This window comes from Sphingomonas sp. HMP6 (assembly GCF_013374095.1).
Taxonomy (GTDB): Bacteria; Pseudomonadota; Alphaproteobacteria; order Sphingomonadales; family Sphingomonadaceae; genus Sphingomonas.
In genome coordinates this window covers 1,992,599-2,005,267 of record NZ_AP022672.1, presented here as the reverse complement: position 1 = coordinate 2,005,267, position 12,669 = coordinate 1,992,599, and the positions used below count along the sequence as shown (strand labels likewise).

12 protein-coding genes are annotated in these 12,669 nt (G+C 63.8%); 4 read left to right on the top strand and 8 right to left on the bottom strand.

The genetic code is table 11. The features are described from left to right. Positions 1–41 precede the first annotated feature (41 nt). Together HMP06_RS09925 and HMP06_RS09920 are read right to left on the bottom strand one after the other, a co-directional pair. The gene (locus HMP06_RS09925) at positions 42–3,200 is read right to left on the bottom strand and encodes an efflux RND transporter permease subunit (protein ID WP_176496949.1); all 3,159 of its coding nucleotides are present in this window, start codon (positions 3,198–3,200) and stop codon (positions 42–44) included. 7 nt (positions 3,201–3,207) lie between these two features. Continuing rightward, positions 3,208–4,395, bottom strand: coding sequence for an efflux RND transporter periplasmic adaptor subunit (locus tag HMP06_RS09920; protein ID WP_176496948.1), 1,188 nt, complete (start codon positions 4,393–4,395; stop codon positions 3,208–3,210). Positions 4,396–4,707: 312 nt separating this feature from the next. Here HMP06_RS09920 and HMP06_RS09915 point away from each other — a divergent pair, with 312 nt between their 5' ends. Further along, positions 4,708–4,968 (top strand): GlsB/YeaQ/YmgE family stress response membrane protein, encoded by a 261-nt coding sequence (locus HMP06_RS09915; protein WP_176496947.1) that lies wholly within the window; start codon positions 4,708–4,710, stop codon positions 4,966–4,968. Between the two features lie 96 nt (positions 4,969–5,064). After that, entirely contained in the window at positions 5,065–5,781 is a 717-nt protein-coding gene (locus HMP06_RS09910) for an SIMPL domain-containing protein (protein WP_176496946.1), read from the top strand. A 64-nt stretch (positions 5,782–5,845) separates the two neighbouring features. Here HMP06_RS09910 and HMP06_RS09905 read toward each other — a convergent pair whose 3' ends face one another. The 3 genes from HMP06_RS09905 to HMP06_RS09895 all read right to left on the bottom strand — a co-directional run bounded on the left by HMP06_RS09905 (position 5,846) and on the right by HMP06_RS09895 (position 6,960). After that, the gene (locus HMP06_RS09905) at positions 5,846–6,097 is read right to left on the bottom strand and encodes a GlsB/YeaQ/YmgE family stress response membrane protein (protein WP_197940756.1); all 252 of its coding nucleotides are present in this window, start codon (positions 6,095–6,097) and stop codon (positions 5,846–5,848) included. 202 nt (positions 6,098–6,299) lie between these two features. After that, a complete protein-coding gene (gene sciP, locus HMP06_RS09900) occupies positions 6,300–6,599 on the bottom strand; it encodes a CtrA inhibitor SciP (RefSeq protein ID WP_176496944.1) in 300 nt (99 codons plus the stop codon). Positions 6,600–6,708: 109 nt separating this feature from the next. Beyond that, the gene (locus HMP06_RS09895; RefSeq protein ID WP_176496943.1) at positions 6,709–6,960 is read right to left on the bottom strand and encodes a hypothetical protein; all 252 of its coding nucleotides are present in this window, start codon (positions 6,958–6,960) and stop codon (positions 6,709–6,711) included. A gap of 114 nt (positions 6,961–7,074) precedes the next feature. Here HMP06_RS09895 and mnmA point away from each other — a divergent pair, with 114 nt between their 5' ends. Both mnmA and HMP06_RS09885 read left to right on the top strand, forming a co-directional pair. Then, on the top strand, positions 7,075–8,184 hold the full coding sequence (mnmA, locus tag HMP06_RS09890) for a tRNA 2-thiouridine(34) synthase MnmA (protein ID WP_176496942.1): 1,110 nt from the start codon (positions 7,075–7,077) through the stop codon (positions 8,182–8,184). Between the two features lie 142 nt (positions 8,185–8,326). Then, positions 8,327–10,300, top strand: a complete 1,974-nt coding sequence (locus HMP06_RS09885) for a putative bifunctional diguanylate cyclase/phosphodiesterase (RefSeq protein ID WP_176496941.1) — start codon at positions 8,327–8,329, stop codon at positions 10,298–10,300. A gap of 19 nt (positions 10,301–10,319) precedes the next feature. On the opposite strand, the gene HMP06_RS09880 is transcribed toward HMP06_RS09885, so the two are convergent. From HMP06_RS09880 to pdxH, 3 genes are read right to left on the bottom strand one after another with little or no spacing between them, the layout of a single operon-like run. Next, positions 10,320–11,111 (bottom strand): PhzF family phenazine biosynthesis protein, encoded by a 792-nt coding sequence (locus HMP06_RS09880; protein ID WP_176496940.1) that lies wholly within the window; start codon positions 11,109–11,111, stop codon positions 10,320–10,322. After that, positions 11,108–12,052 carry a cation diffusion facilitator family transporter gene (locus tag HMP06_RS09875; RefSeq protein WP_176496939.1) on the bottom strand — a complete coding sequence of 315 codons (945 nt, stop codon included), beginning with the start codon at positions 12,050–12,052 and terminating at the stop codon, positions 11,108–11,110. Before HMP06_RS09875 ends, HMP06_RS09880 begins: the two co-directional genes overlap by 4 nt. Then, entirely contained in the window at positions 12,049–12,627 is a 579-nt protein-coding gene (gene pdxH, locus HMP06_RS09870; protein WP_176496938.1) for a pyridoxamine 5'-phosphate oxidase, read from the bottom strand. The genes HMP06_RS09875 and pdxH overlap by 4 nt, the downstream gene beginning before the upstream one ends. Between the last annotated feature and the right edge of the window lie 42 nt (positions 12,628–12,669).

Below are 12,669 nucleotides of genomic sequence, written 5' to 3'. Positions count from 1 at the left end.
CCTGAACGCCCGGATAGTTCAAGCGCAAACCCGCCGACCGGTCATTCCGCCGGCTGCGGTTCGTCGTCGCCGTGATAGCCGATCTGCCCTGGCTTGCCGCCGATCCGCGGCGGCACCGGGCCGCCTTCGATCAACGGGCCATGATCGTCGCCGGGGCGATAGGTCAGCAGGTTGCGCCGCAAATACGGCCCGACCCGACCCTCGATCCCGACGGCGAGGCTGAAGCTCGCCGGGACGATCACCAGCGTCAACACGGTCGACAGGATCAGCCCGCCGATCACCGTAATGCCCATCGGCACGCGCGACGATCCGTCGCCGGTCAGCGCAAGCGCGGTCGGCATCATGCCCGCGACCATCGCGACCGTGGTCATGACGATCGGCTGCGCACGCTTGTGCCCGGCGTCGATGATCGCGGTGACCCGGTCGACGCCCTTTTCCATTTCCTCCAGTGCGAAGTCGATCAGCAGGATCGAATTCTTGGCAACGATGCCGAGCAGCATGATGAGGCCAATATAGACCGGCATGGAAATTGGGGTGTTGGTAATCCACAACCCGATCAGCCCGCCCAGCGGCGCCACCAGCAGCGACAGGACGTTGACGAAGGGGGGCAGCAAGCGGCGATAGAGCAGCACCAGCACAGCGAACAGCAGGACGATCCCCGCCACCAGCGCGACGATGAAGTTCTGGATCAGCTCGACTTGCCACTTGGATTCGCCAAGCACCAACTCCTTCACGCCGATCGGCAAATTCTTCATGATCGGCAGCGCGTGGATTTCCTTCTGCGCCGTGCCGCTGACGACACCGGGGGCCAAATCGGCACCGATCGTCAACTGGCGCTGCTGCGCGACACGCTCGATCTTGGTCGGACCGGCGCCAAAACCGATCCCGGCGACGACGCTCAAAGGCACGGTGCCGCCGCTCGCGGTCTGGACCGGAATGTTCTGGATCGTCGACAAGCGCTGGCGCGAATCCTGGTCGAGCGCCACGCGGATCGGGATCTGCCGATCCGACAGCGAGAATTTCGCGCTGTTCTGGTCGATATCGCCCAGCGTCGCGAGCCGGATCGCGCTCGACATAGCAGCCGTGGTGACCCCTAGGCTCGCCGCCAGATCCATATGCGGCGTGATGACGATCTCCGGGCGTTTCAAATCGCCGCCGACGCGCGGCGCAACGACATTGGGCAAGGTCGACATTTGTTGGACGAGCGTGGCACCGGTGCTGGCGAGCAGGGCAGGGTCATCACCGCCCAGCGTCACCGTCAGCGCCCGACCGCCGCCGCCCCAGCCGCTCGACGAGCGGAACGAGACGCGTGCATCCGGAATGGTCTGGAGTTCGGGCGCGAGCGCGCGCTCGAATTCATAGCTCTTCATCGTCCGCTCGTTCTTCGGTTTGAAGTTCGCGGTGACGCGGCCATTGCCCACGAAGGCGCGCGCATAGACCGATTCGACTTGCGGCTGCTTCTGTAGGAAGGCGGTGACGCGATCGACCACGGCTTGCGTCTCGGCCAGCGTGGTGCCGGGCACCATCTCGATCTGAGCCGTGCTCGAATCCGAGTCGCGCAGCGGCTGGAACGTCGCCGGGATGGTCATGAACAGGAAGATGGTGAGGCCGAAGGCGACCGCGCCTGCCACGACCGCCGACCAGCGGTGCAGCAAGGTCCATTTCAGGATCGCCATATACCGGTCCATCAGCCAGCCTTCGCCGTGCGAAGCCTCGCCATGCGCCTTCAGGAAATAGGCGGCGAGCATCGGGGTGATCAGGCGCGCGACGGCAAGGCTCATCAGCACCGACGCGACCACGGTGAGGCCGAAATTCTTGAAGAACTGCCCTGAAATGCCCGGCATCAGGCCGACCGGCAGGAACACCGCGACAATCGCCATCGTGGTCGCCAGCACAGCGAGGCCGATTTCGTCGGCAGCGTCGATCGATGCCTGATACGCCGATTTGCCCATGCGCATGTGGCGCACGATATTCTCGATCTCCACGATCGCATCGTCGACCAGCACACCCGCCACCAGGCTGAGCGCCATCAGCGTCATGTTGTTGAGCGTGAAGCCCAGCAGATCCATGACCCAGAAAGTCGGGATCGCCGACAGCGGGATGGCGAGTGCCGAAATGATCGTCGAGCGCCAGTCGCGCAGGAAGATGAAGACGATGATGACGGCGAGTACGGCGCCCTCGACCATCGCTTCCATCGCCGAATCATATTGCGCCTTGGTATATTTGACGCTGTCGGAGATGCGCTTGAAGTGAACCTTCGGGTTGCGCGCTTCGAGTGCTGTCAGCTTCTTTTCGGCCTCGTCGAACACGGTCACGTCCGACGCACCCTTGGCGCGCTGGAAATCGAAGCTCAGCACCTGCGTGCCGTTCAATTGCGAGGCGGAGCGTTGCTCGGCGTACAGATCCTGCACGCGCCCGAGGTCGGCGACGCGGATCGTCCGACCGTTGCCGGTCGCGATCTGCACTTGTCCCAGCGCATAAGCGGTCTGCGCGTTGCCGAGCACGCGCACCGATTGTTCGGATCCGCCAATTTCGGCGCGCCCCCCGGCCGCGTTCAAATTGACCTGACGAAGCTGCGCGTTGACCTGCGCGGCGGTGAGGCCAAAGGACGACAGCTTGTTGGGATCAAGGATGACGCGGATCTCGCGATCGACGCCGCCATTGCGGCTGACGCCGGCCAGGCCCGGCACCGACAGCAATTCCTTGGCGACATTATTGTCGATGTACCAGCTAAGTTGCTCGACCGTCATGTCGGTCGTAATGGCGGCATAGCTCGCCAGATCCTGGTCGGTCGTGTTCGCGCGGTTGATTTGAGGTTCGAGAATGCCGTCGGGCAAATTGCTGCGGATTTGCGATACCGCCGATCGGACATCCTCGACCGCACGGTCGATCGGCGTGCCGATGGTGAGCTGGACGACCGTGGTCGAACTGCCTTCGGTAACGGTCGAATTGATCTCGTCGATGCCTTGCAGCGAGCGCAGCGACGCCTCGACCCGCTGCGTCACCTGGGTTTCAAGCTCGGTCGGCGCGGCACCAGGCTGGCTGATCGAGACGATCACCACCGGAAAATCGATATCGGGCTGGTTGTTGACGTCCAGATTGCGGAAGCTGACGATCCCGGCCAGCGTCAGCATCACGAACAGAACGATCGAGGGGACCGGGTTCCGGATCGACCAGGCCGAAATGTTCCGGAAATTCATGCCCGCTCTACCTCTTTATATCGGCGTCCGCCTTGACCAGCGTCGGCTTTACCTTCTGACCGGCATTAAGGAAAGCGCCAGCCGATTGGACAACCTTTTCGGTGCCGTTCAGGCCCTCCGCGATTGCCACGCCGCGGTCGGATACTTCCCCGACCTTGACGCTGCGCCGCACGATCTTGTCGCCCGCCCCAACGACATACACATAATTTCCCTTGTCGTCGCTCTGGATCGCGGAATTCGGCAATTGCGGCACATCGCTCGATCCCGAGACGACCGTAGCGGAGGCAAACCCGCCGGGACGCAGCGCCGTATTATACGCCAGGGCAATCCGTGCGATACCCTGACGCGTCTGCGGATCGATCACGGGCGACACTTGCCACACCTCGCCGCTGAACGCGTCGCTGCCGCCGACCGGCGTTACTTGCGCTTGCGACCCGACATGCAGGCCGCGCAGATCGGCTTCGCTGATTTGTGCGCGCAATTCCATCTGACCGCCCTCGGCCAGGCGGAACAGCACGCCCGAACCAGAACTGACGACCTGACCAGGCTCCACGCTGCGGGTGAGCACGAGGCCGGCGGACGGCGCGCGAATGTCGAGCCGGTTGTCACGGGCCCGCGCTTCGCCGAGCGTTGCTTGTGCAACGCGCACCCGCGCTTGCGCCGCGTCGCGCGTCGCGGTCCTGCGCTCAATGTCGGCCTTGGACACGAAGCCGCGCTCGACCAACTGCTTCGAACGATCGAGTTCGGACTGCGCAATTGCCGCATCGGAGCGTGCGACGTTGATCTGTGCGGCCAGCGATTCCGCCGTCTGATTCTGGACCGAGCGATCGACCGTTGCCAGAACTTGCCCCTTGGCGACCCATTGACCGGGTTCGACCAGCACGCGGGTGATCATCCCGCCTTCACCCGCGACGCCGACCGGCATCTCACGTCGCGCCGCTAGCGATCCGGTCGCGGTGACCGTCCGCGCGACCGTCGATCGACCGGGAACCACCACCGACACCAACGGCAATTGCTCGACTGGCTTCGCCGGCTCGGCTTTCTTCCCGCCGAACAGGAACGACGCGCCGATGACGGCGGCGAGCACGGCCGCCACGATCCCGATGATCAGGCCCCAACGCCGCCCCTGTGGCCCGCGTTCGCCCGGCAGCCCCAGAATTTCCTCATTGCCGATCGCGCGCGTCTCGTAGTTCATTTGTCCCACTTCCCGACCTCCGGACCACGTTCCACCCACCTAGAACAGCTGGCGGTCGTCCCTGATATTTGCTGTGTTACCGGAATATATCACCGAGCTCAAGTGGCCGGTTGCAATTGCGCGCCGCATGGCGCGTTTCGTATCCGTTCGCAAGGCGGTAGCGGGTAGACAGGACCGTTTCAGCGTTTTTTCGGAAATGATGCCGCGTCGATGTCGTCATGATAACGAAACAAAGCGGTTGCATTTCGAAGTGTCGGAAGCGAGCGTCGAGCGCGGGTCCGGTGGGTTTCCGGGCGTGACAGGAGAGTGATGATGGACCGTTCAATTCTGGGTTGGCTGCTGATCGGGACGGTCGCTGGCGTGCTCGGAAAGATGATTATGCCGGGCAAGGATCCGGGCGGTTTCATCGTGACGATCCTGATCGGCATCGTCGGCGCCATGCTGGCCGGGTTCATCGCGCAGGCGATGGGCATTGCGTTGGACGGCGGCTGGGAGAACTACATTGCAGCGACCGGCGGCGCAGTTATCCTGCTGGCGTTGTATCGCTACGTCCTCTCGCGTCGGGTGCGCTGACAGCGGCCGGTCCGGGCGTTCATCGCAGGTTGCCCAGCACGCTGGCACAGGGGCGTGCAACGGCCGATCGGTCGCGAACAACCGGGAGTTACTGAAATGCGTTCGAGTTTTCTTTTCTTCGCCCCCGCGCTGATGCTGGGTGCCGCGACGGCGGCGTCCGCGCAGACCGCGCCAATGATCGCGCCTGACGGCACGCTGCTCGATATCGCGGCGGAGGGCCATACCACGCGCGTCCCCGACGTGGCGACGATTCGCGCCGGCGTAACGACGCAGGGTCAGACCGCAGCGGCGGCGCTGGCGGAAAATGCCGGCCGGATGACGCGCGTGCTCGCCGCGCTGAAGAAAGCAGGCGTCGCACCGCGCGATATTCGCACGGCCAACGTCTCGCTCAGCCCGCAATACCGCTATGCCGACGGACAAGCTCCGGTGGTTACGGGCTATCAGGCGAGCAACAGCGTATCGGTGCGCTTCCGCGACATCGCGAAATCGGGTGCGATCCTAGATGTGCTGGTGGGCGAAGGCGCGAACCAGATCGATGGGCCCAGCCTGACGATCGATCAGCCCGAAGCAGCACTCGACCAGGCGCGCATTTCCGCAGTTAAGGTCGCGCGCACCCGCGCTGAACTCTATGCCAAGGCGGCCGGGCTGACGGTGTCGCGCATCGTGTCGATCGCGGAAAGCGGATCGAGCGACGGCGGGTCGCCGCCGCCGATGGTGTTCATGTCTCGCGCCAAGGCCGCCGATTCGACACAGATTGCGGCGGGCGAAGCCGAGGTCTCCGTCACCCTGACCGTGCGCTTCCTGCTGAAATAACGAAAAAGGGCCGCGAAGCGCTTGCGCTTCGCGGCCCTTTTCCTGTCGTTTGACTGTCGCTGGTTTAGCGAACCGTGCCGCGACGGACCAGATTGACGATCGCGAGCAGGATGATCGCGCCGATCAAAGAATACACGAACGTCATCACCGTGATCGCCTGGTTAATACCGGCGCCGAAGATGAACGACGCGATCACCGAACCGATAATGCCAACGACGATATTCAGAATGATGCCTTGCTGACCATCGGTCCGCATCACCATGCTGGCTAGCCAACCACAGACACCACCGACTACAAGCCAAACAATGAGACCGATCATCTTACCCTCCATTTGCCCGGGTGCATCCGGGATACGGGGACAAGACTCACGAGCCGGGAATTTTGTTCCGGGTGCGTCCATCGAAGAAATTGGGCATCAAAGATACGAGCAGGGCCATCACGCGTTCGGCCCGCTGCTCAACGGAGCAACGGGCCGATCTCTGGCAGTGGCTCCCCCCCTGGAGCCGTCTGCACGATCCTCAGTATTTCTGCTGGCGTTCGTACAGCGACTTGTAATGCTGAATGCGGGTGACGCGCAGCCCGGGCATGCCCGACCGATCGATCGCACGCTGCCAGCCGGCGAATTCCTCGACCGTCAGATTGTAGCGTTCGCACACTTCATCGACCGTCAGCAGCCCGCCGTTTACCGCAGCGACGACTTCCGCTTTGCGCCGCACCACCCACCGCGTCGTCTCCGGCGGCGGAAGCGTGTCGAGGGTCAGCGGCTCTCCGAGCGGGCCGATCACTTTTGCGGGGCGAATTTTCTGGTTCTCGATCATTCTTGGAAACCTCATGTCGGGGCGGGGGGCCCCCTCCATCTCAATAACAACGTTTAGCGCGCGGGTTTGAACGTCCGCTAAAGCGGCTCGGTAAACAGCACCTTCATATCTATGAATCCCGGGCATCGGTGTCTTCGGCGGTGCCTTCGGGCGCGAGCAAGCGTGCGACGGCGAAGTTGAAGGCACCATGCGCCGGGGCGAAGCGGTCGGTCCGGGCGTCGAACGTGATCAGCGCCGCGTGCATCATGGCCGTCGGGCTCGCCGCCTGCCGCGCCGCGACGCCGACCATCAATACGGCCAAGTCGGGCGGCAGTGCCGTCACGGTCACATCGGCTTCTAAACGGGAAAAACTCAGGTCCACACAGGCGCTTCCGATTGGGGTGCGAAACGACGGTGTACGGGCAAGGTCCTAAAGGTCGGGTAAAGCTCGCGCAGATTTTTGCATCGGCCTGCGCGAACGCCTATCTGCGCGGCGATGGATGACGTGGATTTTCAATTAGGGCCGGATCTGGCGGGCAAGCGGATCGTCGTGGCGATGTCGGGCGGGGTCGATTCCTCGGTCGTGGCAGCGCTTGCTGCGCGCACCGGAGCAGAGACGATCGGCATCACGCTGCAACTCTACGATCACGGCGAAGCTGTCGGGCGTGCGGGGTCGTGCTGCGCGGGGCGCGATATTCGCGACGCGCGCGCGGTGTGCGATCGGCTGGGCATCGCGCATTATGTGTTCGACCATGAAACGCGCTTCCGCGAATCGGTGATCGATCGCTTCGCCGACGAATACCTCGCCGGGCGCACCCCGATTCCCTGCATCCAGTGCAATATGGGCCCGAAATTCACCGATCTGCTTGCCGCCGCGCGCGATCTCGGCGCGGACTGTCTCGCGACCGGCCATTATGTCCGCCGGGTGATGGGGGCGGGCGGGGCTGAGTTGCACCGCGCTGCCGATCCGGCGCGCGACCAGAGCTATTTCCTGTTCGCGACGACGCAAGCGCAGCTCGACTATCTGCGCTTTCCGCTGGGCGGCCTGCCCAAGCCGCGGGTACGCGAACTGGCCGCGGAACTCGGTCTCGGCGTCGCCGGCAAACCCGACAGCCAGGACATCTGTTTCGTGCCCGACGGGGACTATGCATCGCTGGTGAAAAAATTGCGTCCCGACGCCGATACCAGCGGCGACATCGTCGATGAAGCCGGACGCGTGCTGGGGCAGCACCGCGGTCTCATTCACTTCACCGTCGGTCAGCGTCGCGGGTTGGAAATCGGCGGCACGCCCGAACCGCTTTATGTCATCCGGCTCGATCCTGCGACCAAGCAGGTGGTGGTCGGGCCGAAGGCCGCGCTTGCGGTCGGCGCGGCACGCTTGAGCGGCGTGAATTGGCTGGGTGGGGCGTACCATGGGCCGGTGACGGCAAAGGTTCGCTCGCTCGCCAAGCCGGTCGCGGCGCATTTCGATGGCGTCGATGTCCGTTTCGACGCGGCCGAATATGGCGTGGCACCGGGTCAGGCCGCTGTGCTCTATGCCGGGGACCGCGTGTTGGGCGGTGGGTGGATCGAAGAGACGAGCGGCGTGGTGGCTGCGCTGGCCTGAAGCCCGATGGGGCAAGGTTTCCAAAGCCTTAGCAGCACCGTACGTACAATTCCGATCATCCGGGTCGCGCCTGAAATGGGTAGATCGGAGTCGCCGGATCGACTCGCTCTTGCGCCCGACAGGCCCGAAGGTGGGATCGTCGATGTTTCACAATGCCTTTTTTGAATCGCTGTCGCACTGGAAATCCAGCGACGCATTGTTGACCGAACAGTTTCGCACGCTGCGGCCGCAAGTGCCGACGATGTACCTGGCGATCGTCATCAACATGGCTTTCCTCGCGATCGTATCGGCACCGGATGTCGGCAACGCGGTCTTCATCACGCCCGCGCTGATCTCCCTTGTGATCCTCGGCCGTATGGTTGGCCTGTGGAAATCGCGCGATGCGATCGCGACGGTCGCGCAGATGCGCACATCGATGAACGTCACGCTGGCGGCCGCCAGTATCGTCGCGATTGGCCTGGTGGTGTGGACCGAGATTATTCAGCGTTCTGGAGTGGAGGCGCGCACCTATGTCGCGCTGTTCACCGCGCTGTGCACGATTTCGACCGCCGTCTGCCTGTCGAGCTTGCCGCTCGCCGCCTGTATCGTCATCGCATTTGGTACGTTCCCGATCTCGCTGTCGCTGATCATGACCGGCGATGTCATGCTGGCAAGCATGGGCGCCAACATCCTAATGATCGCGCCGCTGGTTGTCCGCAAAATCTACGGCCAGCACCAACGGCTGCAGCGCGATGTCGAATCGCGCAGTGTTATCGCGGCCGAGAAGCGCAAGGTCAGTGAACTGGCGTATCGCGATGCGCTGACCGGGCTCGCCAATCGCCGCGCCTTTCTGGACGAAGTGGCCCGCATGTCTTCGTTGCACCCGCAGCGCGCGCTGGCGATGGGCATGATCGATCTCGACGGGTTCAAGGTCATCAACGACACGTACGGCCACCATACCGGCGATGCCTTGCTCGTCGAAACCGGGCGGCGATTCCAGCAATTGGACATCGGCGACGCGTTCGTTGCGCGGCTGGGCGGCGACGAGTTCGCTGTTCTGCTGCGCGACGTCGCGACGCTGGAGGATGCACAGGCCCGCTTCGCCCAACTGGCCGCAGCGTTCGATCAGCCGTTTATCGTCGGCGCGCAGACGTTTCGACTGCGCGCTTCGATCGGTATGGCGCATGATGTCTCTCCCGCCGAGACATCGCTTGCGTTGATCAACCGCGCCGATCTGGCGATGTACGAGGCCAAGCGCGTGCGCAGCACCGCCATCTGCTTGTTTACGCCAGACATGGAGGCGATGAACCGTCGTCGTCTGCTCGTCGAACAGGCGCTGGCGGCACCAGCCGAAAGCGACCTGATCGTGCTTCATTACCAGCCCGTCGTCGATTCCGCGACCGACCGCATCATCGCCTTCGAAGCGCTCGCACGCTGGACGCATCCTACGCTCGGGGTGATTACGCCGTCGGAATTCATTCCGCTTGCAGAACAAGCCGGAATGACGCGCTCCATGACCCTGCATCTGCTGTCGATGGCGCTGACCGCGGCTTCGAGCTGGCCCGACGCGATCGGCTTGTCCTTCAATCTGAGCGGTGCAGAACTCAACTCGCCGACCATTGCCAAGCAGATTCTGAAGGTGCTGCACGACCATGGCTTCGACCCGGGCCGGCTGTCGATCGAAGTCACCGAAACCGCATTGCTCGGTGATTTTACGGCCGCGCGCTCCGCACTTTCGACCTTGCAGCGGGGCGGTGTCCGCATTCTGCTTGACGATTTCGGGGCAGGCTACGCCTCGATCGGCTATCTGCGCGAGTTGCACTTCGACGGGATCAAGCTCGATGGCAGCCTCATCGCCTCGTTGATGGAAAGCCCGAGTGCGCGCGACCTGCTGGTTGGGGTGCTGCATCTCTGCAAGGCGATCGGCGCGCCGGTGACGGCCGAGATGGTCGAAAGCGCCGCGCAGCATGATTTGCTGCGCACCCTCGGCGTACAGAAGCTCCAGGGCTATTTTCTGTCACGTCCGTTGACTACCGAACAGGCGAGGCTGGCGTGCGACCGCGAGCATCCGGATGTGCTGCCGGTCGAATCGTCGGTGGTCCTGTTCAATGCACGGGCGCCGCGTCGGCTTGGCTAACGCGATCGCCGCACGCTGCTTATAGGAAGAACGTCCCCTCGATCACGGTGACGCAGGCGCCGCCTAGTACGACCTGCTCGCCGTCGAGCCGGCACGTCAAATGCCCGCCGCGCGCGCTCGCCTGAAATGCGGTGAAGCTGTCGCGGCCAATTCGCTCGGCCCAATACGGTACCATCACGGCATGGGCGGAACCGGTTACCGGATCCTCCGGGATATCGAAAAAATCGGTGAACACGCGGCTGACAATGTCTGTTTCGTCCCCGCGCGCCGCGACGATATGGACGAACGGCCCAAGCGCCTTCAGCGCCCGCCCATCGGGTTTGGCGGCCCGCACTGCAGCCTCGTCGGCGACGATCACCAGGGCGTATCCCTTGTCATGCCACAGCGTCTCGATCGCCGTAACGCCGAGCGCGGCGACGATTTCGGGCAGAGGTTTAGCGCTTGGCCGCCAGGCGGGGAGCGACAGTGCATAGCCCACCCCGTCGCGCTCGACCGCGAGCTGCCCGGCCTGGCGGGTCGCAAAGGTCACGCGGTCGCGCGCGGGATCGCTCGACAGCACGAAATGCCCGCTGGCGAGCGTCGCATGACCGCACAACGCGACTTCTGCGGCGGGCGTGAACCAGCGCAGTTCGAAATCGCTCGCGCCGCTTTCATCGGGTACCAGGAAGGCCGTTTCGCTGAGGTTGTTTTCCGCCGCGATTGCTTGCAGCACATCGTCCTCCAGCCAGGCGGCGAGCGGCATTACCGCCGCCGGATTGCCCTCGAACGGTTTGGTGGCGAAGGCATCGATCTGGACGATAGGGAGTCTCATGCACGTTTCCCGAACCAGGGGGGCGTTACGTCCGCTTCGATCAGCGGATTGTCGGTATCGATATGACCTTCGGGGTCGAGATGGATCAGCACTTCGACCTTGGGAAAGGCGCGGTGCAGCGCCCGCTCCACGCCTTCCACGATGACATGCGCTTGCTCGATCGTGATGTCGCGCGCGACCTCCATGTGGAATTGCGCGAAATCGTGCGCCCCGGAATGCCGCGTGCGGAAGTCATGGATGCCCTTGATGCCAGGCTGCCGCGCGGCGACTTCGATGAAGTCGGCACGGCGCTGCTCGGGCCATTCCTTGTCCATCAGATGGTCGATCGCGCTCGACGAGGCGCGGAATGCGCCCCACGCCAGCCACAGCGCGATGACGATCCCGAAAATCGGATCCGCATCATGCCATCCGAGATATTGGTCGAGCACAAGCGCGACGATTACCGATCCGTTGAGCAGCACGTCGGATTGGTAATGGACATTGTCGGCCACGATCGCGACCGACCCGGTCTTGCGGATGACGCTACGCTGATAGGCGAGCAGCACCAACGTCGCGAGGATCGCGATGAGCGAAACGCCGATGCCCAATTCGGCATGTTGCTTCGGCGCATCGCTGCCGAGTGCCTGGATCGCGCGCCACGCAATGCCCGCCGCCGACGCGGTGATGAGCATGACTTGGAACAGCGCCGCGAGCGATTCGGCCTTGCCGTGCCCGAAGCGGTGGTCGTGGTCCGCGGGTGTCGCGGCGAGGCGAACGCCGTAGAGTGTCACGGCACTTGCCAGCAGATCGAGTCCCGAATCGGCAAGGCTTCCGAGCATCGCGACCGAGCCGGTCGTCCACGCGGCATAAGATTTGAGCGCGATCAGGAACGTCGCCATCGCCACGCTCGCGATTGCGGCGCGGACGGCGAAGGGAATCGCGCGGCGCTGGTCCTCGGTCACGGGTAGAGCAACTCCGTCGTCCAACCGCTCGCGGAGCGGGTATAGACGGTGCGCTCATGCAGGCGATGCGCGCGGTCTTGCCAGAATTCGATCGCCGCGGGCGTGACGCGGTATCCGCCCCAATGCGGCGGGCGCGGCACGTCCTGCCCTGCGAACTTCGCTTGCATCTCCTCGAACCGCGCCTCGAAGGTCGCCCGTTCGGGCATCGGGCGCGACTGGTCGGAGGCCCAGGCACCGAGCTGCGAATCGCGGCTGCGGCTGGCGAAATAGGCGTCGCTCTCAGCATCGCTCGCGCGGGTGACGCGGCCCTCGATGCGGATCTGGCGGCGCAGCGATTTCCAGTGGAACAGCAAGGCGACCGAAGCATTCTCGACCAGATCGCGCGCCTTGCGGCTTTCGCGATTGGTGTAGAACACGAAACCATCCGGGCCATGCCCCTTGAGCAACACCATCCGCGACGACACCACGCCCTGCGCATCGACCGTCGCCAACGCCATCGCGTTGGAGTCGTTGAGCTCGCTCGCGCGCGCCTCGGCATACCAGGTTTCGAACAGGGCGAAGGGGTCTTGCGTCATCCCGTCGCTTTACGTCCCAGTGCGGCCGCTGTCGAGGAACGG